The organism is Massilia sp. BKSP1R2A-1 (genome assembly GCF_050586525.1).
Lineage (GTDB): Bacteria > Pseudomonadota > Gammaproteobacteria > Burkholderiales > Burkholderiaceae_D > Telluria.
In genome coordinates, this window is the sequence record NZ_JBOBRE010000017.1 from 26,523 (window position 1) to 48,520 (window position 21,998).

The window sequence follows — 21,998 nt, forward strand, 5'->3', positions numbered from 1 at the left end:
TGCCGCCAATGGCAAAGCGTGATTTTTACGAGATCCTCGGGGTCGCCAAGAACGCGTCGGAAGACGACATCAAGAAGGCCTATCGCAAGCTTGCGATGAAGTACCACCCCGACCGCAATCCCGACAACAAGGAAGCGGAGGAGAAGTTCAAGGAGGTCAAGGAAGCCTACGAGATGCTGACCAATCCGGAGAAACGCGAGGCCTATGACCGCTACGGTCATGCCGGCGTGGACCCGAACATGGGCGGCGGCGGAGGCGGTTTCGGCGCCGGCGGTTTCGGCGACGCCTTCGGCGACATCTTCGGCGACATCTTCGGCGGCGGCCGCGGCCGCGGCGGCGGCGGACCCCAGGTCTACCGCGGCGCCGACCTGCGCTACAACCTCGAGATCACCCTGGAACAGGCGGCCCACGGCTACGAGACCACCATCCGCGTGCCGAGCTGGGACAAGTGCGACACCTGCCACGGCAGCGGCGCCAAGCCCGGCACCCAGCCGGTCACCTGCACCACCTGCGCTGGCCACGGCCAGGTGCGCATGCAGCAGGGCTTCTTCAGCATCCAGCAGACCTGCCCGAAGTGCCACGGCAGCGGCAAGATCATCCCGGAACCGTGCGCGGCCTGCGGCGGCGCCGGACGCATCAAGCGCAACAAGACGCTGGAAGTGAAGATCCCGGCCGGCATCGACAACGGCATGCGCATCCGCTCGACCGGCAACGGCGAGCCGGGCACGAATGGCGGGCCGTCGGGCGACCTCTACGTCGAGATCCACATCAAGCCGCACGCCGTCTTCCAGCGCGAAGGCGACGACTTGCACTGCGAGATGCCGATCTCCTTCGCGAAAGCCGCACTCGGCGGCGAGATCGAAGTGCCCACGCTGACCGGCAAGGTCTCGTTCACGGTGCCCGAAGGCACCCAGACCGGCAAGACCTTCCGCCTCAAGGGCAAGGGCATCAAGGGCGTGCGCTCGGGCTACACCGGCGACCTGTTCTGCCACGTGATCGTCGAGACCCCGGTCAAGCTGACCGACAAGCAGAAGGACCTGCTGCGCGAGTTCGACCGTTCTACCAATGAAGGCGGCGGCAAGCACAGCCCGCAGAGCAAGGGCTGGATGGACAAGGTCAAGGACTTCTTCGAATAAGAAGCCGCTCGAGAAACCGCTGACGGCCAACGCCCTCGGCGGTTTTTTTTCGTCCGGCTGGTATACTCTTGCCTATTCAGTACGCATCACACAGGGAGAAAAATTGGACAACAAGACAACGGGCGTGACCGCCGAAGACCTCTTCGCACGCAACCGCAAATGGGCCGCCTCGATGGTGGCCGAGGACCCGAACTTCTTCAAGGCGCTGTCGGAACAGCAGGCGCCGGAATACCTGTGGATCGGCTGCTCGGACAGCCGCGTGCCGGCCAACGAGCTGCTGGGCATGGCGCCGGGCGAGCTGTTCGTGCACCGGAACATCGCCAACGTGATCGCGCACTCCGACCTGAACGCGCTCTCCGTGCTGCAGTTCGCGATCGACGTCCTGAAGGTCAAGCACATCATCCTGTGCGGCCACTACGGCTGCTCGGGCGTGGGCGCGGCGCTGACCGGCGCGCGCGTGGGCCTGGCCGACAACTGGCTCGGGCACGTGCGCGACGTGCGCGACAAGCACGGCAAATACCTCGGCAACGTCGCCGGCCGCGCCGCCGTCAACCGCCTGGTCGAACTGAACGTGGCCGAGCAGGTCATCAACGTGGCCCAGACCACCATCGTGCGCGACGCCTGGGAACGCGGCCAGCCGCTGACCATCCACAGCTGGGTCTACGGCGTGCACGATGGCCTGCTGCGCGACCTCGGCATCACGGTCAGCTCGTTCGAAGAGATCGGGCCCAAGCTGGACCGCGTCCTGAGCGGCTACCTCGACGGGGACCAGGTGCGTGAAGAGCGACGCGGACAGTGATCTCGCGCGCCTGCGGGCCATCGTCCGCACCTTTGTGGACGAGCGCGACTGGGACCAGTTCCACACGCCGAAGAACCTGGCCTCGGCCCTGAGCGTGGAGGCGGCCGAGCTGCTGGAGCACTTCCAGTGGCTGAAGGACGGCCGTCTTGAGGAACTGGGCGAGGCCAAGCTGGTCGAGGTGCGCCACGAGATGGCCGACGTGCTGGTCTATCTCGTGCGCCTGGCCGACAAGCTGGACGTCGACCTGTTCGCGGCGGTGGAAGCGAAGATGGTGCTCAACCGGGCCAAGTACCCGGCCGAGCAGGTGCGCGGCGACGCGCGCAAGTACTACGAGTATAAAAGCGACGAGTATAAAAGCGACGAGTATAAAAGCGACGAGTACAAAAGCGACGAGTACAAGGACCGCGGCGAAGCCTGAGGATCAGGAGCCCAGCTTGGCGATGGCCGGTTCCGGCCCCAGTTCCGGCATGCCTTCGACGTAGCTGGACCTGGCCTGCGCCGCCGTCTCGATGCTGCGCACCATGTCGCGGATCGTCTTGTTGACCCATTCCTCGGGCGTGCCGACCAGGCGGTTGGCGAGGTCGCGCGAGACCTGCTCGAGCCCCCCTTCGGTTTTCTGGAACACCGCATAGGTGTCCAGCTGGTAGCCGGCCTTGTACTTGTACAGGCAGGCGTACAGGGTCAGGTTGTTCGAGCCCGCGATGTGGCGCACCGCGCGCGCGGTCCAGGCCGCGCCTTCGCAATTGGCCATCTTGATCCCGGCCCCGCCGTTCTGCATCGCCGCCATCTGCATCAGCTGGCCCATGCCGGTATTGCCGAGCTTCGCGCCGAGGTCGGTGATGGTGAAGCGGCCAGGGGTCTCCGGCACCACGGCGCCCAGCTGCAGCGGGGTGTTCGCGTTGACGCTGTTGGTGTTGCGGCCCAGGCCTTCGGTCGCGGCGCGGGCAAGTGTGGCCGTGGACGCGCCGGTCTTGAAATCGAAGATGTGGTACATCTCGACGGTGGTGTTCTTCTGCGCCAGGTAGCTGTTGGTGCTGCCGCAGGCGGTGAGGAGGACCAGGGGGAGGAGGAGGCCGAGCTTTTTCATGGTGTCCCTTTCGTGGATGGCGGTTGCGGTTCGAATGGGACGGATTGTAGGAAGCAGGCGAAGCGGCGCACAGGCCTGTTGCGACCAGTGCGCCGAATCGCGGAATGGATGCGGCGTTTCGGGGAATTGGACCCTACATGCCGCCCAGGCAGATGTACTTGAGGACGAGGTAATCGTCCATGCCGTACTTCGAGCCTTCGCGCCCCATGCCCGACTGCTTCACGCCGCCGAAGGGCGCGACCTCGTTCGAGATCAGGCCGGTGTTCACGCCGACGATCCCGCTCTCGATTTGCTCCGCCACGCGCCACACGCGCCCGATGTCGCGCGCGTAGAAGTAGGAGGCGAGGCCGTATTCGCTGGCGTTGGCCAGCTCGATGACTTGCTCTTCCGTTTTGAAGCGAAAGAGCGGCGCCACCGGGCCGAAGGTCTCCTCGTTCGACAGGCGCATCGCGGGCGTGACGTCCAGCAGGATGGTCGGCTCGAAGAAGGTGTGGCCGAGCGCATGGCGCTTGCCGCCGACCAGCACGCGGGCGCCCTTGGACACGGCGTCCTCGATGTGCTGCTCGACCTTCTCCACTGCCTTCTCTTCGATCAGCGGGCCCTGGTTCACGCCCGGCTCGACGCCGTTGCCGACCTTGAGCTTGCCCACGGCGGCGGCGAGCTTTTCCGCGAAGGCGTCGTAGACCCCGTCCTGCACGTAGATGCGGTTCGCGCACACGCAGGTCTGGCCCATATTGCGGTATTTCGAGGCGATCGCACCTTCGACCGCGGCGTCGATGTCGGCGTCGTCGAAGACGATGAAGGGCGCATTGCCGCCCAGTTCCAGCGACAGTTTTTTCAGCGTGGGCGCGCACTGCTCCATCAGCAGGCGGCCGACCTGGGTGGAACCCGTGAAGCTCAGCTTGCGCACGATGGGGTTGGCGCACAGCTCACCGCCGATGGCTTTGGAGTCGCCCGTCACTACCGAGAACACGCCTTTCGGCACGCCGGCGCGTTCTCCCAGTTCCGCCATCGCCAGGGCCGAGAAGGGTGTCAGCTCGGCGGGTTTCAGCACGATGGGGCAGCCGGCCGCCAGCGCGGGCGCGACCTTGCGGGTGATCATCGCGGCCGGGAAGTTCCAGGGCGTGATCGCGGCGCACACGCCGATCGGCTCCTTGGTGACGAGGATGCGCAGGCCGGGGGAGGGCGGCTCCAGGATGTCGCCCTCGACGCGCTTGCCCTGTTCGGCGAACCATTCGAAGAAGGACGCGGCGTAGCCGACTTCACCCCTGGACTCGGCCAGCGGCTTGCCCTGTTCGAGCGTCATCAGGAGCGCCAGGTCGTCGGCGTGTTCCATCATCAGCTCGTACCAGCGGCGCAGGACGGCGGCGCGTTCCTTGGCGGTCTTGCGGCGCCATTCCGGCCAGGCCTGGTTTGCCGCTTCGATCGCGCGGCGCGTTTCGAGAGCGCCCATGTGCGGCACGGTGCCCAGCGTTTCGCCGGTGGCGGGGTTGGTGACGGTGATGGTCGAGGCGTCGATGGCGTCGGCCCATTCGCCGCCGAGATAGGCCTGCTGGCGCAGCAGGCCCGGGTCGTTCAGCTTCGGCATGACAATGCCCTCCATGGCTGCGTTCGGGAGTAGGCATGGTAGAACTTTTTGCAATATACCGGCGGACGGTCTGGACAAGCAAACGGTCTGTTACGCGTCTTGTGCCGAATGTCGCATAACGCTGCCAAGCGCAGGCGACGCTTCGTAGAATCGCTCCCATCCAGGAACGCCGATACCTTCTCCGACGGCCGCGCCTGGGTCGGCCACGGCATCCAGCCGGACATCAAGGCGGCGCCGGCGGTGGCCGACCTGCGCGGTGGGGGCGACACCGTCCTGGCGGCGGCGCTGGCCGCGCTGAAGCCGCAGCTGAAGAAGTAAGGCGCCGCAGGGCCGCTATCAGCGCACCCTTCGCACCGACGACACCATGCCGTCCAGGCCGCGCGGGAGCGAGTGGCGGCCCGGTCCGTAGACGACACAGCGTCCGCGGTAGTCGTCATGCTCGCAGACCTGCCATTCGCCTTCGCGGACGATCAGCGAGCCGGCGCGGTCGTTGAAATTGCGGGAACGCAGGGAGTTCACATCGCTTCCCAGCATGATGCCCTCGCCGCTGAAACGGCGATCGGCGAACAGCTCGACCGGCGGACCGCGCCGGTCATCGTCCCTGGGCCCGCGCCGGCCCCAGCCGCCATCGTCATCGCGCCGGTCGCGGTCGCGGTATCCGTCGTGGCCGCGTCCGCGCTCCAGTTCGCGCACCGATGAGGCCTGGTCGTTGAAGCCGTCGAACATCCGGTATTCGCCCGGTCCCAGCACGATGCAGCGGCCGCCGAAATCCTTGTGCTCGCAGATCTCCCACGTGCCCGAACGGACGACGGCCGAGGACGCGCGGTCGTTGAACCCGATCCTGTCCAGGTTCAGGACCGGTTCGCGCAGCGTCAGCGGACGGCCGCGGTAGTCCGCATCCGTGAACAGCGTGATCTCGCCGGCGGCGGCGTGGTTGAACGATGCCAGCAAGGCGAGGGCGGCAAGCAGGGGTTTCATGGTTTCTCCAAGAGGTACGGCGCGCGGGCGCGATGCGCGCCCGGCTTTACTCCCATAACGCAATGCCCCTGGAGACGGTGTACTGCACAGCTGTAACAGATTGCTACGGGCCCGTTCAGCCTGCTGTGGGGCGGCGGCGTGCGGCTGCCAGGCAGAGCAGGCCGGCGCCGAGGCTGAACAGGGTGGCCGGCTCCGGCACGTCGCCTGCGCGCGTGATGTCGGCGGTGAGAACCGAGCGGGCGAACATCACGTCCTGGGGCGAGGTGCAGAACCCGAAACGGAAGCGGTCGCAGCCGACGTTCAGCGAGACCCACAGCATGCCGTCATCCAGCATCGAGGTGTCGAGCGCGAAGGTATAGTCCTGGCCCCACAGCGTCACGTTCGAGGTGGTGCCGGCCACGGCGCCGTCGAAGCGGAAGGTTACCGTCTCGCCATGGGCGCGCGCCAGGTCGGTGATGTCGTACAGGTAGATCGACAGCGAGGCCGAGTTGATGACCGGGCCCGGCAGGCCGTCGGGACGCAGGTCATGCAGGTAGCCGATCGAGAAGTAGGAGTTGATGTTGAAGTCGATCAGCGGGTCGACCGTGTTGGTAATGATTTCGGCGGATGCGCTGCCGCAGATGCCGAAGGCCAGGGCGGCCGCGCCCAGCATGTGTTTGAGTGCTTTCATGGATGCTCCCTCGTTATCGGTCTTCCTCAATGGCGGGAAGTTGCTGACCCTTCAAGCAAGCTGTATGCCCGCCCCGGCTTGGCCCATGAATTCAAGGAGTTGCCGCGTTGGGAAGGCGAAGCCGCCGGCACGCTGTCAATTTTCACGACATGGACCAAAGGAAGAGCCACACCGCTCTACTTGCCGCGAAATAATATTTCACTGGATGCTGATTTCTGAAAGGAAATTTCATCGAGCACTCATGCCAGCCGTGTTGGCATGCTTGTCGAGATACCGTTAAGCTTTTGTTATGGAACCTTTGTTCCCTGGCAGATCAGCAGGCAAGCGCCCCTGCCGCGCCACGTCCACACGGCACTGTTGATCTTAATCAATGGCCACTCGCGTCCGAACCAGAATGCTCGTATCATGGTTTCGTGCGCTTCACGACAAGGTAGAGACATGCGTCCCATCGTCATCGTCCCCGCGTGCACGCGTGATTTCGGCGAACATCCTTATCACGCTGCCCAGCACAAGTATGTCGACGCCGTCGTCCTCGGCGCCGATTGTGCGCCCATGATCCTGCCCTCCCTGGGTGCTTCGCTCGACCTGGAAACCATGCTGCAGCTGTGCGACGGCATCATGCTGACCGGCTCGGCGTCGAATGTGCACCCCAGCTACTACTCCGAGGAAGTTCTCGACCCCAGCCTGCCCCAGGACCCGGCGCGCGACCAGACCACGCTGCCCCTGATCCGCGAGGCTGTGAAACGCGGCATCCCGATCATCGCGATCTGCCGCGGCTTCCAGGAAATGAACGTGGCCCTGGGCGGCAGCCTGCACCAGGCGGTGCAAACCGTGGCCGGCAAGTTCGACCACCGCGAGAATCCCGAACTCGGCATGGACGAGCAGTACGGCGACGCCCACAACGTCACCCTCACGCCCGGCGGCTGCCTGGAGCGCATGCTGGGCCAGCCCGAGATCCCCGTGAACTCGCTGCACGGCCAGGGCGTGAACGAACTCGCACCCGGCTTGAGCGTCGAAGCAGTAGCGGAGGATGGCCTGGTCGAGGCTTTTTCGGTGTCCACCGCGCCCGGCTTCACGCTGGCGGTGCAGTGGCACCCCGAGTGGCGCATCCAGCACAACCCCTACTCGATGAAGATGTTCGGCGCCTTCGGCGATGCCTGCCGCGAACGCCAGGCGCAGAAACGGGCGCAGCAGCTCGACCAGCTGCGCGAGCAGTTACGGAGTTCCGCATGACTGTGTTTGCCAACCGGATGGCCGGCCTGTTATGGGCTACCAGCGCCGTTCCCTAGCTTCCCTGCCTGATGTGAGCAGCGCACCCGGCCGATGCCGGCGCATGCGCGAGGTATCCGCAACAGCTAGAAGAGAGGCAATCATGGCAATCCGCGACAATTTTTCTTACACCGACATGGAGGAGTGGCTCAACGCAAAACGGGTCACCGAAATCGAATGCCTGGTCCCCGACCTGACCGGCGTGGCACGTGGCAAGATCCTCCCCCGCATCAAGTTCACCGAAGACCGCGGCATGCGCATCCCCGAAGTGGTGCTGGGCATGACCGTGACCGGCAACACCCCGGAGCGCGACGATTCCTATAACCGCGCCATCGCGGCCACCGACCGCGACATGATCCTGAAGGCCGACCCCACCACCATCACCATGGTGCCCTGGGCCGTCGACCCCACGGCGCAAGTCATCCACGACTGCTATTTCGCCAACGGCGAGCTGGTCGACTTCGCCCCGCGCAGCGTGCTGCGCCGCGTGCTGGGGCTGTATGCCAAAAAAGGCTGGAAGCCGGTGGTGGCGCCCGAGCTCGAGTTCTACCTGACGGCCAAGAACATCGACCCCAACCTGCCGCTGTCCTCGCCCGTGGGCCGCAGCGGCCGTGCGGAGACCAGCCGCCAGGTCTACAGCATCGACGCCGTCAACGAGTTCGACCCGCTGTTCGAGGACATCTACGACTACTGCGAGATGATGAATCTCGACGTCGACACCCTCATCCACGAGATCGGCGCCGGCCAGATGGAGATCAACTTCCTGCACGGCGATCCGCTGGGCCTGGCCGACAAGGTCTTCTACTTCAAGCGCACCCTGCGCGAAGCGGCGCTGAAGCACGAGATGTACGCCACCTTCATGGCCAAGCCCATGGCCGACGAACCCGGTTCGGCGATGCACGTGCACCAGAGCGTGGTCTCGCTTGAAACCGGCAAGAACATCTTCAGCAACCCGGACGGCACGGCCTCGCCCACCTTCCGCCACTACATCGGCGGCCTGCAGCGCTACATGCCCTCGGCGATGGCCATCATCGCGCCCTATGTGAATTCCTACCGCCGCATCGTGCGCCACTCGGCCGCGCCGATCAACCTGCAGTGGGGCCAGGACAACCGCACCGTGGGCTTCCGCGTGCCGGTGTCGGGCGCCCAGGACCGCCGCGTCGAGAACCGCGTGATCGGCGCCGACGCCAATCCCTACCTGGCGCTGGCGGTCACGCTGGCCTGCGGCTACCTCGGCATGACGGAAGCCGTCGAGCCGAGCGCCATGGTCGAAACCAGCGCCTACGACATGCCGGTCGAACTGCCCCAGGGCCTGTCCGAGGCCATCACCCTGCTGCGGCGCGAAGACCGCTTGCGCGATGTCCTGGGCGAGCGTTTCATCGACGTCTACTCTGCGGTGAAGGACCTCGAGCACCAGGAGTTCATGCGCGTCATCAGTCCGTGGGAGCGGGAACACCTGCTTCTCCACGTGTGATTGGGTCCAGAGAAAAAATGGGAGCCAATCATGACCACCAATACCCCTGTGGCCTCGCTGCGCGTGACTGCGCCCGAGGTGCAAGATGCCTATGACACGCAGGCCCTGCAGCAGCTCGATAGCGCGCACTACCTGCACCCCTTCACCGACCACGCCGCGCTGAGGGAACGCGGCGCGCGCGTGATCGTGCGCGCCGAAGACGTCTACCTCTGGGACTCGGACGGCAAGAAAATCATCGACGGCATGGCCGGCCTGTGGTGCGTGAACGCCGGCTACGGCCGCGCCAGCATTGCCGACGCCGTCCATGCGCAGCTGCTGCAGCTGCCCTTCTACAACAGCTTCTTCAACACCACCAATGTGCCGGCCGTGAAGCTGGCGGCGCTGCTGGCGCAACTGTCGCCACCGCAGTTCCAGCATGTCTTCTTCACCGGCAGCGGCTCGGAAGCCAACGACACCATCGTCCGCATGGTGCGGCGCTACTGGCAGCTGGCCGGCAAGCCCGGACGCGACGTCATCATCAGCCGCCGCAACGCCTACCACGGCAGTACCATGGCCGGGGCCTCGCTGGGCGGCATGGCCGGCATGCACGCGCAGGGCGGGCTGCCGATTCCCGGCATCGTCCACATCGGCCAGCCGAATTATGCCGAGGAGGGCCGCGGCATGAGCGAGGCCGAATTCGGCCTGCATGCGGCCGGCTGGCTGGAACAGAAGATCCTCGAGGCCGGTCCGGACCGGGTCGCGGCCTTCATCGGCGAGCCGGTGCAGGGCGCGGGCGGCGTCATCATCCCGCCCGCCACCTACTGGCCCGAGATCCAGCGCATCTGCGACAAGTACGACATCCTGCTGGTGTCGGACGAGGTGATCTGCGGCTTCGGCCGCCTGGGCACCTGGTTCGGCTGCCAGCTGATGGGCTTCGAGCCGGACCTGATCGCGTTCGCCAAGGGCGTCACCTCGGGCTACGTGCCGCTGGGCGGCGTGCTGGTCGGCTCTCGGGTGGCGCACACCCTCATCGAGAAGGGCGGCGACTTCAACCACGGCTTCACCTATTCCGGCCACCCGGCCGCCTGCGCGGCGGCGCTGGAAAACATTCGCATCCTGCAGGCAGAGCGCCTGGTGGAACGGGTGGCGCTGGAGACCGGGCCGCACCTGAAGGCGCGCTTCGCTTCGCTCACCGCGCATCCGCTGGTGGGGCATGCCGAAACCTGCGGCCTCGCCGCGGGGCTGAACCTGGTGCGGCGCAAGGGGCAGACGGCGCACGACTGCGAAGCCTTCCCCGCGACCCACGCGGTGGGGATGCTGTGCCGGAAGCACATGTTCGACAACGGGGTGATCATGCGCGCGGTCGGCGACCGCATGATCGTGGCGCCGCCCCTGTCGATCAGCGTGGCGCAGATCGACGAGATGGTGGAGCGGATCGGCTACTGCCTGGACCTGACGCTGGAGGAGCTGGTCGCGCGCGGGTGGATGTGAGGGCGGTGGCCGGGGCGCCGGCCACAGCGCCGTTTCAGGCGCTGGCGACGATGTGCTTCGCCGGTTCGCTGCGGTTCTTCAGCACCTGCGGCGCCAGCGAACCCACGAACATGCCGGCGAAGGCCGCCAGCAGGCCGGCCAGCTGGCCCGGGAAGGCCTCGCCCCAGCTGGTGATCTGCGGGAAGAACAGCAGCCACACCAGGATGCCCGCGCCGATCGACAGGATCGCGCCCTGCGTGGTCGCGCGCTTCCAGTACAGGCCCATCACCAGCGGCACGAAGGCGCCCACGAGCGTGACCTGGTAGGCGCTCGACACCAGCTCGTAGATCGAAGTGCCTTCCATCGCGATCGCGTACATCAGCACCAGGGCGGCGAAGATCACGATGGTGATGCGCATCGCGAACAGCTGCTGCTTGTCGCTCATGCCAGGCCTCAGGTTCTTCAGGATGTTCTCCACGAAGCTGGTCGACGGCGCCAGCAGGGTGGCCGAGGAGGTGCTCTTGATGGCCGAGAGCAGGGCGCCGAAGAACAGGATCTGCATGACCAAGGGCATCTTGGTCATGATGAAGGTCGGCAGCAGGCGCTGGTAGTCGTTCTTGGCGATGTCCATCGCCGAATCGCCCATCACCACCACGGCCGCGGCGACGATGAACATCGGCACGAAGGCGAACAGGATGTAGCCGGCGCCGCCGATCACGGCGCCGGTGCGCGCGGTCGGGGCGTCCTTGGCCGACATCACGCGCTGGAATACGTCCTGCTGCGGGATCGATCCGAACATCATGGTGATGGCCGCGCCGACGAAGAAGGCGATGTCGGTGAAGCTCGGCTCCGGCAGCACGCGCCACAGGTCGGCCTGCTGGGCCATGGCCAGCACCTTGTCCGGGCCGCCGGCGAGGTCCGCGGCGAAGAAGGCGATGATGGTCATGCCGACCACCAGCACGATCATCTGGATGAAGTCGGTGATCGCCACGGCCAGGAAGCCGCCCACGACCACGTAGATCAGCACCGCCAGGGTGCCGATGACCATGCCGGTGGCCGGCGCCATCGCGCCACCCGTCAGCACCGTGAACACCAGGCCCAGGGCCGTGATCTGCGCCGCCACCCAGCCCAGGTAGCTGAGGATGATGGCCACCGAGCAGAACACCTCGATGCCCTTGCCGTAGCGCTGGCGGTAGTAGTCGCCGATGGTCAGCAGATTGAGTTTGTACAGTTTGGACGCGAAGAACAGGCCCACCAGGATCAGGCACATGCCGGCGCCGAAGGGGTCTTCGATGATCGCATTCAGGCCGCCCTGCACGAACTTGGCCGGCACGCCCATCACGGTCTCGGCGCCGAACCAGGTGGCAAAGGTCGTGGTGATCACCATGATCAGCGGCAGGCTGCGGCCGGCCACGGCGAAGTCGCTGGTGTTCTTGATCCGCGTGCCCGCCCACATCCCGAGTCCCAGCGTGCCGAGCAGGTAAAGCGCGACGAAAACGATCAGAGTGGTGTTCATGCGGTGGCGGCTCCGGGGGAGGAAAATTATCGGGCGGAAAATCCGCGATTATAAAGGCAGATTCCTGCCGCCGGATCACCTGTGCGCGGTTTTAGCACAAGTTGTTGCTTGAAGGGAAAGGGACGTGGGGGCGCCTGCCTGCGGACGCGCCGCGAGCCCCTCAGACCAGCCCCAGCCCGACCTCCACCACCGTGCCCTGGCCATCCGCCTTCGGCCGGATCACGATGGTTCCGCCATGCTGGTCCACGATTTCCTTGACGATGGCCAGGCCCAGGCCGAAGCCTTCCCGGTTCGTTCCCTGCAAGCGGTAATACGGCGTGAACAGGCGCGCCACGTGCTCTGCCGGGATCGGGACGCCGTCGTTCGACACGGTCAGCACGGCGCGCCCGCCCTGGCTCGCCAGCGTCACCTGGATGTCGCCGTGCGCGGCGCCGTGGAGCGAGGCGTTGTCGATCAGGTTCTGCAGCATGCGCCGCAACTGGAGCGCATCGCCGCGCACCCGGCAGTCCTCGAGCGCCTCGAGGCCGATGCTTTGCCCGCGCCTGTCCAGCAGGGGCTCGCTGGTCCCGATCACGTCGTAGCAGACTTCCAGTAGCGACAAGACTTCCGGCGGCGCGGTGTCGCCGCCGGAGCTGAGGCGGCTGAAGGTCAATAGCTGCTCGGCCAGCCGGCTGGTGCGGCGCGCGCCGGCCAGCGCCGACTCGATCGACTTGCAGCGTTGGGCATCGTCGCCAGCGCGCTGGGCATTCTCGAGATGCAGCTGGACGGCCGCGATCGGGGTGCGGATCTCGTGCGCGGCGGCGTCGAGGAAGCGCTGCTCGCGCTCCATGGCGGCGCGGGTGCGGTCCATCAGTTCATTCAGTTCGGTCACGATGGGCATCAGTTCGACCGGCGCGACCGGCAGCACGATGGGATCGAGCGATTCGGGCTTGCGCGCGGCAATCAGGTCGGCCAGTTTCGACAGGGGCCTGAGGCTGCGCAGGATCAGGAAGTTGATGAGCGCCAGCAGGCACAGGCCGCCCAGCGCCAGCGGCGCCAGGATCGACATGCCGATGCCTTCCGAGAGCTCGTCGCGCACCTCCTCCTTCTCGGCGGTCATGATCCACACGTCCCCCGAGCGCAGCACGAACACCTCCCAGGTGACGCCGCCGATATCGTGCTCGGAAAAGCCGGGCTGAAGGGCCGCCAGCGCGTTCATCGGCGCCGAGGCCGATTTCACCAGCAGGCGTCCGTCGCGCCAGACCTGGAAGGCGATCTTGGTCTCGTAGCGGTGGCCGAAGACTTCGGGCGCATCGCTGGTGCTGGCTTCCAGCTCGCGCGGCAGGGTAATCACGATCGGGCTGCTGACCGTGGCCGAGTCCAGCTGGTGCGCCACCAGGCCTTCGAGCACGCGCGCCGAGGTGGCCAGGCGCGCGCTGAACAGTTCGATCGATTCGTGGCGCGCCACGCTGTGCGCGCCGAAGCCGATGCCGGCGAAAATCAGCAGGATGCCGCCCAGGCTGGCCAGCACCAGGCGGCGGCGCCCCGAGTACAGGCGCGGGCTCATGCGGCCAGATCGCCGATGCGGTAGCCGACGCCGCGCACGGTCTTCACCACGCCGGGAGCGAGCTTGCGCCGCAGGTGATGCACATACACGTCGATGGTGTTGCTTTCGCTGCCCTCGCCCCAGCCATACAGCGACTCCTCGAGCTGGGCGCGGTTGAACACGCGCTGCGGATTTTCCGCCATCTGCTTGAGCAGCATGAATTCCAGCCGGTGCAGTTCGACCGGTTCGCCGTGCCAGCTGACGCTCAGGCTGTCCAGGTTCAGGACCAGGGGGCCGAGCTGCAGTTCGTTGACCTGGCGTCCGTTGCGTCGCCGCGCCAGCACCCGCAGGCGGGCCAGCAGTTCATCCAGCTCGAAGGGCTTGATCAGGTAGTCGTCGGCGCCCAGGTCGAGGCCGGCGATGCGGTCGCGGGTGGCGTCGCGCGCCGACAGGATCAGCACCGGCACCGGATTGCCGGCCGCGCGCAGCGCCTTCAATACCGCGATGCCATCCATGCCCGGCAGGCCGAGGTCGAGCACCATCAGCTCGAAATCGTTGTGCGCCAGCGCCGACAGGGCGTCTTCCCCAGTCGCCACGTGCTCGACCGTGTACTGGGCGCGGCGCAGCGCCAGCTGCAGGCCGCTGCTCAGCAGTTCATCGTCTTCGACCAGCAGGATCCTCAACGCGTTTCCTCTCTTTCCCGCTTATTTGCCGCGCTTGGCCGCGATCTGTTCCAGCAGCTTGCCGATCTCGCCGCGGCGGCCTTCGTCGGCCAGCTTGCGGCCCGGGCGCGCCGGCGCCTGCAGGGCCTTGCGCAGGGCGCGCTCGGCGCCGTCGAGGTCATTCTTGCGCAGCAGGTAGTCGCCATAGAAGAAATTCGGGTCGATGCCGTCCGGGTTGATCGCCAGGCCGCGTTTCAGGTTCTCGAGCGCCTTCTTGTCGTCGCCGAAGCCGATCGGCCAGCCAGGCACCTGATAATACAACGAGCCGAGGCTGGTGTAGGCGGAACCCTGCAGGGCGTTCGGGTCGATCGCCAGCGCCTGCTCCAGGTTCTTCTTCGCGTTCTTCACGTGCGAAAGCGCGCCCAGGCCTCCCTTGGCGCCGGCATAGGTCGATTCGATGATGGCGTACCAGGTCAGCACGTCGGCGCTGTTCGGATGTTGCGCGGCCAGCTGCCGCGCCTGCTCGGTGAGGCGTTCGAACTGTGCTTCCTGCTGGGCGGGCGGGGTCTGGTACTTGATCTGTTCCCAGGCGCCCTGCAGGCGCGCGACGTCGTCGGGGACGGCGGCGGCGGCCGACAGCGCGGCCGCGGCGAGGACGGCGGCGAGGAAGCGGGTGAAGATGGTCATGATGGTCTCCTGTGACACTGGATTCATTTGGGTAGATGCTTGCGGATCACCGCCAGCTGCTTGCGGATGGCGCCGTCCGGCAGGCCGGGCAGCAGTTTGTTAACGAGCACGAAGAAGCGCTCCTGGCCGCCGAGGGTGCGTTGCCAGGCGCTCCCGCCCAGGAAGTCCAGGAATGCGGCGGCGACCGCTTCCGGCGTGTCCTCGGCGGTGCGCAGCTCGCGGTTCATGGCGTCCACCGCGGCGCTGTTGATCGGCGTGCGGGTGGCGCGCGGCGCGAAGTGGCGCACCGAGACCCGCGTGTCGGACAGCTCGCGCCGCAGCGCCTGAGAGAATCCGGCCAGGCCGGCCTTGCTGGCGCCGTAGGCGGCGAAGCCGGGAAAGCCGAGCATGCCGAACACCGAGCCGACGTTGACGATCTGCGCCGTCGGCGCTTCCTTCAGCAGCGGGATCAGGCGGCGTGTCAGCAGCATCGGCGCCAGCAGGTTGGTGTCGAGCATGGTGCGGATCTGCTGCGGCGACTGGGTCTCGAAGGCGTGGAAGTCGCTGACGCCGGCATTGTTGACAAGCAGGTCGATGCCGCCGATTTCGCGCGCCGCCGCTTCGATCGCCACCATGGTGCCTTCGTCGAGCATGTCGCCGCACACGATCCGCACCGGGATGCCGAGGCCGGCGGCAAGCGTTTCGAGCGGCCCGGCGCGGCGCCCGACCAGCACCAGCGCATCCGCACGGGGCGCGAGCGCACGCGCGATGGCCGCCCCGATGCCGCCGGAGGCCCCGGTGATGACGGCGCGGTAGCGTTGTCGTGGCGCGGCCATCAGGCGGCATCCCCGAACAGGGCCGCGCCGCGGGGCAGGCTGCGGAACACGTCGCCGTACAGGCCGTACATCATGCGCGCCATGTGCACCACGGCGTCGCGGTCGCGCGTGTCGTCCAGCCGGTTGACCAGGTTCTCGAAGAAGACCACGTGTTCGAGGTCCAGGCTGCCGTGCGAGCTGAGGTAGCTGAAGGCTTCCGGCGGCAGGCCGAGGGCGCCGCGCATGGTGTCGGCAGCGTGGGTGGCCAGCGCGGTGCTGGTCCCCTCGAGCACGTGCACCATGCCGAAGAAGGACACCGGGTTGTGGCGGTCGACCTGGTGGTAGGCATAGGCCACCATCAGCTCCGTGCTGGGATGCGGGCGCGAGCGGCGTACCGCCTCGGCGTCGCCGCCGCAGGCCGCGATATCGTTGAGGATCCATTCCTGGTGGCCGATCTCTTCCTCGATGTACTCGGCGATCGACTGCCGCAGCCATTCGTGGCGCTCCTCCAGGCGGCTGCCGCAGGCCATCATCAGGGGCACCGTATGCTTGACGTGGTGGTAGGCCTGGCTGAGGAAGGCAATGTACTGGGGCGTGGTGACATTCCCCTGCAGGGCGTCCTGGATGATGGGAATGGAAAACAGCTGCTGCCGTTCCTGCTCGGTGTCTGCCTTGAGCTGGTCGAAAAAGTTCACGATGCGTGCTCCGTCTGGTCGAAAAGGGTGGCGATGCGGTCCGCGTACTGCTGCTGTATCAGCGGGCGGCGCGGGCGGCCGTTGGCGGTGGCCAGGCCGTTGGCGGGAGTGAAGGGTGCGGCCGGGGCCCAGCGCCGCACCTGCGCGTAATCCGGCAGCTCGCGGTTGGCCAGGTCGACGGCTTCCTGCAGCTGCGCCGGAGTGATGTCTGCCCGGGCCGGCACCAGCAGGGCGCCGAGCCAGGGCTGGCCCTCGCCCACCACCAGCGCCTGGGCCACCAGGCCGGTGCCGAGCAGCGCCGACTCCGGCCACTCGGGCGAGACGTTGCGGCCATAGCCGGTGATCAGGATGTCCTTCTTGCGGCCGTCGATATGCAGGTAACCGTCCGCGTCGAGGCGGCCGAGGTCGCCCGTGGCCAGCCATTCGCCCTCGCTGCGCGGCTGGCCCAGGTAATGAGCGGCGCCGCAGCGCACCTCGATCTCGCCGTCGCCGGCGATGCGCACGGCGCGGTGCGCCAGCGGACGGCCGACGCTGCCTTCGCGCAGGGCGCCCGGCAGGTTGAGCGCCACCACCGAGCAGCACTCGGACAGGCCGTAGCCCTCGAACACGGGAATCCCGCGTGCGCGCGCGGCCGCCAGGATGCGCGCCGGGGTGCGTGCGCCGCCGACGGCAACGAAACGCAGGCTGGCCAGGCGCGGGTCGCCCGGCGCCGCCGCGGCCACCAGCGCCGCCAGCATCTGGGGCAGCAGGATCACGCTGTTGGCCTGGTAGCGCGCGATCGCGTCCAGGCAGCGCTGCGGATCGAAACCGCTGGCCCCGCTCAGGCCGACCTCGGCCAGCGGCGGGCAGATCGTGGTGGCGCCGCTCAGCAGGGCGGTATAGGGGCCGGCGATATTCTCGAGCAGCACGGCGAAAGGCAGCAGGCACAGGTGGCGCTCGATGCCCAGCGCGCCCAGGCCCTGGTGGAGGGCGTGCGCGACTTCCCATTGCTGCGCGCTGTCGAGGCAGACGCCCTTGGGCGCCGCGGTGGTGCCGGAGGTAAAGGTGACCTTCTGCACGCCTTCCAGCTCGGCCGGATACGACGTGGACCGGGCAGCGGGGCGCTGGCACAGCAGCAGCGGGCCGCCGCAGTCGATCGGCTCGGTGAAGCCGAGGGCGGCGCCCTGGGCGGCGTCGGCGCAGAACAGGGCCTGCACACCGCTGGACTGGATCACGTGCTGCCACTGCGCCGGGGTGAAGAACAGCGGCAGGGGAACCACGGTCAGGCCGGCGCGCTGGGTCGCCAGGTCGATCGCCAGCCACTCGGGGCTGTTGTCGGCCAGGATGGCGACCGGCGCCCCCGGCAGTACGCGCAGCGCGAGCGCGGTGCGCAGCCGCGCGATGCGCTCCTCGACGGCGTCGCGGCCGAGCGCATGGACACCGTCGGACAGCAGGGGGCGGCCGGCAGGAAAGCGGTCGAAGGTTTGTTCAGGAAAGCTGCTCATGGCCATAGGAGATGTCGCCAAACATGACGTGTGGGTGGGTGTTGTAGTAACTGCCCCAGTGGCGCCCGCCGTCGGGCAGGCGCGCCGGGTCCGCGGGCGCCAGCAGCTGGGGCTGGAGGCGCAGGCGGCTGAAGGAATTCAGCAGGCTGGGCGTGGCGGTGAAGGCCACCCAGCGCAGGCCGAGGCTGTGCAGCAGGTGCGTGGTGCGCACGATCAGGGCGCGCGCCGCGCCGGCATGGGCGGCGGCCAGGTTGCCGACTTCGACGATGCTGGCGCGCTCCACCGCCTTGCCGGTGCGTGCGGCGATTTCCTGTTCCAGCGGGGCGTCGAGGTACTGCTCGAGAAAGGTCGGTCCGCCGGCCGCCAGGGTATAGCCGAGCGCGGCGATCCACTCGCCGCTCGCGCCGCGCACCCCGATCAGGGTGTCGCTGAAGTGGTGCAGCTCGGCGCCGTAGGTCGCGAGGAAGGTGGCGGCGATGAAAGCTTCGAGACCGGCGCGCCGCTTGTCGCCGCGCGGGACGGTGTCGATCCGATACTCGGTGCGCACCGTGCGCGCTGCCGAAGCGGGCGGGAAATACGGGTCGGCCAGGAGGGGTAACATACGCTTCTTCCAGATTTGTTGCGTTGGAAGAAGCCTATGCAAGCAAGATTAATCGCAGATTAAACGCGGATGTGTACGTTTAGTCCCGCTCGGGCGCTCCCAGCGGGAACAGATGGCGGTAGGGCCGCGCTTCTTCCACCGCCCGGGCGAAGGACGGCCGGGCCAGCAGGCGCGCGCGGTAGGCGGCCAGGCGCGAATACTGGCTCGAGATCCGGTGCACCCAGTCCGCGTAGAACAGCGAGGGCGCCGCCGCGCAGTCGGCGAGCGTGAAGTCCTCGCCCGCCGCCCAGGTCTTGCCCGCCAGGTGGCCTTCGAGCCAACCGTAGGCGCGTTCGAGCAGCTGCGCGGACTGCGCCAGCCCTTCCTCGCGCTTGGCCGCATCGCCCGTCAGGGCGCCCGCCACCGCCGCCTGCATCGGCGCCATCACGTGCAGGTCGAAGAAGCGGTCGAGGAAGCGCACCTCGAGCGCGGCCATCGAGTCGCTTGGGAGCAGGTCTACCTTGCCGGGATGGGCCATTGCCAGGTACTCGATGATGATGCTGGTTTCGACCAGGCGGCGCTCGCCATCCGCCAGCATCGGGAACTTCGCGAGCGGCCAGTGCTTCAGCCATTCGGCCACGTAGTCCGGCGTGTCCGGACCGAGGCAGCGGAACTCGAAGAGCGTGGCGTTCTCGTACAGCGCGACGAGCAGCTTCTGGGTATAGGAAGAGAAGGGGTGACCGTAGACGACAAGGGACATGGCGGCTCCTGGCTTGCGGATCCGCCAAGTCTACAACAGCTGCGGCCCGCTCCCCTGGTCGGACAATTCATCGAGGGGATTGCGCAGCCGGCAGGCCTTGATCGACAGGCAGCCGCAGCCGATGCAGCCATCGAGCTCATTGCGCAGGCGGGTAAGCTGGACGATGCGCTCGTCGAGTTCCGCACGCCACAGGCGCGACATGCGGGCCCAGTCCTCGGCGGTGGGCGTGCGTTCGTCCGGGAGCGAAGCCAGGGCGGCGCTGATCGCGGCCAGCGAGATGCCGATGCGCTGGGCCACCTTGATCACCGCCACGCGGCGCAGCACGTCGCGGCCGTAGCGGCGCTGCCCGCCGCTGCTTCTCACGCTGCGGATCAGGCCCTTGGACTCGTAGAAGTGCAGGGCCGAGACGGCCACGCCGCTGCGCTGCGCCACCTCGCCCACCGTGAGCGGGCGCTTGATATCGGCTGGATCGATCTTCGCCATGATTTTCCCCTTGACCTCAAGTTAAGTTGAGGTTCTACACTCGTCTCCACCTTAATGCAAGCACCTGGAGGAAGTCGTGAATAGTGGCCTGAGCACCGTTGAATTCAACAAGCAGCTGGTTCGCACCCTGTACGAGGAATGCATCAACATCCGCGACCTGGACCGCATCGAGACCCTGGTGGCGCCGGATTTCATCGGCCCGCGCGGCGAGCACGGTCCGCGCGAATTCCGCGCCACCATCGAGGCGGTGCTGACCGGTTTTCCCGGTGTGCGTTTCCAGATCCATGACCTGTTCGGGGAGGGCGACCGGGTGGCGCTGCGCTGGACCTTCCGCGCCAACCACGCCGGCTGGTTCGTCGGCCTGCCGCCCAGCAGCAGCGACGTGCGCCAGGAAGGCAATGTCATCTACCAGATCCGCGACGGCCGGATCGTGCGCGCCTGGCTGCAGGCGGACCGCCTGGGCGTGCTGCAGCAGATCGGGGCGGTGCCGCGCTCCTTTGCGGACAGCCGGGCCGACCGGCCGATCTAGATCGCCATGTCGCGCAGGATCTTCGACGCGTCCCGGTTCGCGCCCAGCACCGTGCCGTCGCGCATGTGGATCTGCAGCTGCGACTGCTCGTCCGCGCGCATCGATTCGACGAAGTCGAGGTTCACCAGGGTCGAGCGATGGATGCGCACGAAGCGCGCCGGATCGAGCTGGGCCTCGAGTTCCGAGATGCCGATGCGGACCAGGAAGGTCTGGCCGCGCGCCACGATCACCGTGTACTTCGAATCCGCCTTCATGTACTCGATCTCGCTGGTGGCCAGCGGGAAGATGCGGCCGCGGTCGCGCACCAGGATGCGCTCCAGGCGTGCCGGCGCAGCCGAGGCATGCGTCAGGGCGCTATCGAGGGTGTCGCGCGCATGGACAGGACCTTCGAGCAGCCGCGCCACCGCCGCCGCGAAACGCGCCCGGGTGAAGGGTTTCAGCAGGTAGTCCACCGCGTGCAGTTCGAAGGCCGTGACCGCGTACTGGTCGTATGCCGTGGTGAAGACGATTTGCGGCAGGTAGTCGAGCCGGCGCAGTACCTCCAGGCCCGTCATCTCGGGCATCTGGATGTCCATGAACACGACGTCGGGACGCAGGCGCGTGATGTGGGCCAGGGCGCTGGCGCCGTCCGCCGCTTCGCCCACCAGGCGCAGGCCGGGATGGGCATAGATGGCGTCGCGCAGCACGTCGCGCGCCAGCGGTTCGTCCTCGGCGAAGAAAACGGTCTTCATGTTCATGCGGCGAGCTCCTCGCGGATGGCAGGGATGGTGACGGACACGCAGAAACCAGTCCCTGCGGCGCTCTCCACGCGCAGGGCGGCGCGGCTGCCGTAGTCCAGCTGCAGGCGCCGCTCGATGGTGCGCAGGCCGAGGCCGGGCGAGGCCGCGATCGCCGCCGGGTCGGCGCCGGGACCGCTGTCGCGCACCGTCATGGTGAGCACGCCGTCGGCGTCGCGGCGGGTACCGATGCGCAGGACGCCCGGCCGGCTGTGCGGATTGAAGGCGTGCTTGATGCTGTTCTCCACCAGCGGCTGCAGCGACAGCGCCGGCAGCGGATGGTCGCCCGCATCCTCGTCGAGGTCCCATTCGACGCACAGGCGCGCGCCCAGGCGCAGCTGTTCCAGCTCCAGGTAGTCGCGCACGAAATCGAGCTCGGCATCGAGGGTCACGCGGTCGCTGCCGTTGCGCTCGGTATCGAGCACGTAGCGCAGCATGTCGGAAAAGTGGAAGAGCGCCGTCTCGGCGGCGGCCGGGTTGCGCTGGGTGAGGGCGATGATCGAGTGCAGGGTATTGAACAGGAAGTGGGGATTGAGCTTGTTGCGCAGGGCGCTCAGTTCGGCGGCGATCACGAGGTTCTGCGCCTCCTTCATCGCCAGGGCCTGCCGGTGCGCGCGGTCGCCGGCGCGGATCAGGTGGAAGATGCCGGCGGCGAGCAGGTAGGTCATGGCATGGTAGAGCAGCGGCCAGATGTACCAGCTGAGCGGCTTGCCGGCCTTGAAGATGGTCCAGAACGGCCCCTGCGCAACGATGGCGAAGGCAAGCGCCGCGGCGGTGTGGATGGCGAGGATCCTGGGCAGGCGCCAGGCCCGCCCTTCGAGCCAGCCGGTCAGGGGCCAGGCCAGCGCCAGCAGCAGGGCGGAAGGCAGCAGGCTGACGATCGTCAGCGCGAAGCGGCCGGCATCGAAGCGGCCGTCGGCGACGTTGTCGAGCTGGTCGGCAACGGCCAGGAAGACGGCGTAGGCCAGCCAGACGGCGATGTAGATCCGCCACATCAGGCTGTGGCGGGGTTTGTCCAGGGGCGATGTATTCATGCGCGGATTGTCGCCCGTGGGCG

24 protein-coding genes are annotated in these 21,998 nt (G+C 67.3%); 8 read left to right on the plus strand and 16 right to left on the minus strand.

What is annotated here, in order from left to right:
• The first annotated feature begins 8 nt into the window (after positions 1-8).
• From dnaJ to ACQ7JA_RS21830, 3 genes are all read left to right on the plus strand, one after another.
• The gene (gene dnaJ / locus ACQ7JA_RS21820; RefSeq protein WP_430901659.1) at positions 9-1,136 is read left to right on the plus strand and encodes a molecular chaperone DnaJ; all 1,128 of its coding nucleotides are present in this window, start codon (positions 9-11) and stop codon (positions 1,134-1,136) included.
• 103 nt (positions 1,137-1,239) lie between these two features.
• Positions 1,240-1,935 carry a carbonate dehydratase gene (can, locus tag ACQ7JA_RS21825; RefSeq protein ID WP_430901661.1) on the plus strand — a complete coding sequence of 232 codons (696 nt, stop codon included), beginning with the start codon at positions 1,240-1,242 and terminating at the stop codon, positions 1,933-1,935.
• A complete protein-coding gene (locus ACQ7JA_RS21830) occupies positions 1,913-2,353 on the plus strand; it encodes a nucleotide pyrophosphohydrolase (RefSeq protein WP_430901663.1) in 441 nt (146 codons plus the stop codon). The genes can and ACQ7JA_RS21830 overlap by 23 nt, the downstream gene beginning before the upstream one ends.
• A 3-nt stretch (positions 2,354-2,356) precedes the next feature.
• Here the strand turns inward: ACQ7JA_RS21830 and ACQ7JA_RS21835 are convergent, their stop codons facing one another.
• Positions 2,357-3,022 carry a hypothetical protein gene (locus tag ACQ7JA_RS21835; RefSeq protein ID WP_430901665.1) on the minus strand — a complete coding sequence of 222 codons (666 nt, stop codon included), beginning with the start codon at positions 3,020-3,022 and terminating at the stop codon, positions 2,357-2,359.
• 133 nt (positions 3,023-3,155) lie between these two features.
• Complete coding sequence (locus ACQ7JA_RS21840; RefSeq protein WP_430901667.1) at positions 3,156-4,610, minus strand: NAD-dependent succinate-semialdehyde dehydrogenase; 1,455 nt, start codon at positions 4,608-4,610, stop codon at positions 3,156-3,158.
• Positions 4,611-4,718: 108 nt separating this feature from the next.
• Between ACQ7JA_RS21840 and ACQ7JA_RS21845 the strand changes: the two genes are divergently transcribed.
• Positions 4,719-4,928, plus strand: a complete 210-nt coding sequence (locus ACQ7JA_RS21845) for a hypothetical protein (protein WP_430901669.1) — start codon at positions 4,719-4,721, stop codon at positions 4,926-4,928.
• An 18-nt stretch (positions 4,929-4,946) separates the two neighbouring features.
• On the opposite strand, the gene ACQ7JA_RS21850 is transcribed toward ACQ7JA_RS21845, so the two are convergent.
• Together ACQ7JA_RS21850 and ACQ7JA_RS21855 are read right to left on the minus strand one after the other, a co-directional pair.
• A complete protein-coding gene (locus tag ACQ7JA_RS21850; RefSeq protein WP_430901671.1) occupies positions 4,947-5,588 on the minus strand; it encodes a beta/gamma crystallin-related protein in 642 nt (213 codons plus the stop codon).
• 115 nt (positions 5,589-5,703) lie between these two features.
• Positions 5,704-6,258, minus strand: a complete 555-nt coding sequence (locus ACQ7JA_RS21855) for a PEP-CTERM sorting domain-containing protein (protein ID WP_430901673.1) — start codon at positions 6,256-6,258, stop codon at positions 5,704-5,706.
• 438 nt (positions 6,259-6,696) lie between these two features.
• Here ACQ7JA_RS21855 and ACQ7JA_RS21860 point away from each other — a divergent pair, with 438 nt between their 5' ends.
• The 3 genes from ACQ7JA_RS21860 to ACQ7JA_RS21870 all read left to right on the plus strand — a co-directional run bounded on the left by ACQ7JA_RS21860 (position 6,697) and on the right by ACQ7JA_RS21870 (position 10,471).
• Positions 6,697-7,491 (plus strand): gamma-glutamyl-gamma-aminobutyrate hydrolase family protein, encoded by a 795-nt coding sequence (locus tag ACQ7JA_RS21860; RefSeq protein WP_430901675.1) that lies wholly within the window; start codon positions 6,697-6,699, stop codon positions 7,489-7,491.
• Between the two features lie 139 nt (positions 7,492-7,630).
• Complete coding sequence (locus ACQ7JA_RS21865; RefSeq protein WP_430901677.1) at positions 7,631-9,001, plus strand: glutamine synthetase family protein; 1,371 nt, start codon at positions 7,631-7,633, stop codon at positions 8,999-9,001.
• A 30-nt stretch (positions 9,002-9,031) separates the two neighbouring features.
• On the plus strand, positions 9,032-10,471 hold the full coding sequence (locus ACQ7JA_RS21870) for an aspartate aminotransferase family protein (protein WP_430901679.1): 1,440 nt from the start codon (positions 9,032-9,034) through the stop codon (positions 10,469-10,471).
• A 34-nt stretch (positions 10,472-10,505) separates the two neighbouring features.
• Here ACQ7JA_RS21870 and ACQ7JA_RS21875 read toward each other — a convergent pair whose 3' ends face one another.
• The 10 genes from ACQ7JA_RS21875 to soxR form a co-directional block, all read right to left on the minus strand.
• The gene (locus ACQ7JA_RS21875; protein WP_430901681.1) at positions 10,506-11,966 is read right to left on the minus strand and encodes a sodium:solute symporter family protein; all 1,461 of its coding nucleotides are present in this window, start codon (positions 11,964-11,966) and stop codon (positions 10,506-10,508) included.
• A gap of 160 nt (positions 11,967-12,126) precedes the next feature.
• The gene (locus ACQ7JA_RS21880; protein ID WP_430901683.1) at positions 12,127-13,512 is read right to left on the minus strand and encodes a sensor histidine kinase; all 1,386 of its coding nucleotides are present in this window, start codon (positions 13,510-13,512) and stop codon (positions 12,127-12,129) included.
• Positions 13,509-14,174 (minus strand): response regulator, encoded by a 666-nt coding sequence (locus ACQ7JA_RS21885; RefSeq protein WP_430901685.1) that lies wholly within the window; start codon positions 14,172-14,174, stop codon positions 13,509-13,511. Before ACQ7JA_RS21885 ends, ACQ7JA_RS21880 begins: the two co-directional genes overlap by 4 nt.
• A gap of 21 nt (positions 14,175-14,195) precedes the next feature.
• Positions 14,196-14,840, minus strand: coding sequence for a hypothetical protein (locus tag ACQ7JA_RS21890; RefSeq protein WP_430901687.1), 645 nt, complete (start codon positions 14,838-14,840; stop codon positions 14,196-14,198).
• 23 nt (positions 14,841-14,863) lie between these two features.
• Positions 14,864-15,655 carry an SDR family oxidoreductase gene (locus ACQ7JA_RS21895; protein ID WP_430901689.1) on the minus strand — a complete coding sequence of 264 codons (792 nt, stop codon included), beginning with the start codon at positions 15,653-15,655 and terminating at the stop codon, positions 14,864-14,866.
• Complete coding sequence (locus tag ACQ7JA_RS21900) at positions 15,655-16,329, minus strand: TenA family transcriptional regulator (RefSeq protein WP_430901691.1); 675 nt, start codon at positions 16,327-16,329, stop codon at positions 15,655-15,657. The genes ACQ7JA_RS21895 and ACQ7JA_RS21900 overlap by 1 nt, the downstream gene beginning before the upstream one ends.
• On the minus strand, positions 16,326-17,813 hold the full coding sequence (locus ACQ7JA_RS21905; protein WP_430901693.1) for an AMP-binding protein: 1,488 nt from the start codon (positions 17,811-17,813) through the stop codon (positions 16,326-16,328). The genes ACQ7JA_RS21900 and ACQ7JA_RS21905 overlap by 4 nt, the downstream gene beginning before the upstream one ends.
• Complete coding sequence (locus ACQ7JA_RS21910) at positions 17,797-18,414, minus strand: thermostable hemolysin (RefSeq protein WP_430901695.1); 618 nt, start codon at positions 18,412-18,414, stop codon at positions 17,797-17,799. Before ACQ7JA_RS21910 ends, ACQ7JA_RS21905 begins: the two co-directional genes overlap by 17 nt.
• A gap of 79 nt (positions 18,415-18,493) precedes the next feature.
• The gene (locus ACQ7JA_RS21915; RefSeq protein ID WP_430901697.1) at positions 18,494-19,153 is read right to left on the minus strand and encodes a glutathione S-transferase family protein; all 660 of its coding nucleotides are present in this window, start codon (positions 19,151-19,153) and stop codon (positions 18,494-18,496) included.
• A 30-nt stretch (positions 19,154-19,183) separates the two neighbouring features.
• Entirely contained in the window at positions 19,184-19,636 is a 453-nt protein-coding gene (gene soxR / locus ACQ7JA_RS21920) for a redox-sensitive transcriptional activator SoxR (protein WP_430901699.1), read from the minus strand.
• Between the two features lie 76 nt (positions 19,637-19,712).
• Between soxR and ACQ7JA_RS21925 the strand changes: the two genes are divergently transcribed.
• A complete protein-coding gene (locus ACQ7JA_RS21925; protein ID WP_430901701.1) occupies positions 19,713-20,165 on the plus strand; it encodes an ester cyclase in 453 nt (150 codons plus the stop codon).
• On the opposite strand, the gene ACQ7JA_RS21930 is transcribed toward ACQ7JA_RS21925, so the two are convergent.
• Positions 20,162-20,902 carry a LytR/AlgR family response regulator transcription factor gene (locus tag ACQ7JA_RS21930; protein WP_430901703.1) on the minus strand — a complete coding sequence of 247 codons (741 nt, stop codon included), beginning with the start codon at positions 20,900-20,902 and terminating at the stop codon, positions 20,162-20,164. The two genes, ACQ7JA_RS21925 and ACQ7JA_RS21930, sit on opposite strands and share 4 nt — an antisense overlap.
• Positions 20,899-21,975, minus strand: a complete 1,077-nt coding sequence (locus tag ACQ7JA_RS21935) for a sensor histidine kinase (protein WP_430901705.1) — start codon at positions 21,973-21,975, stop codon at positions 20,899-20,901. Before ACQ7JA_RS21935 ends, ACQ7JA_RS21930 begins: the two co-directional genes overlap by 4 nt.
• Between the last annotated feature and the right edge of the window lie 23 nt (positions 21,976-21,998).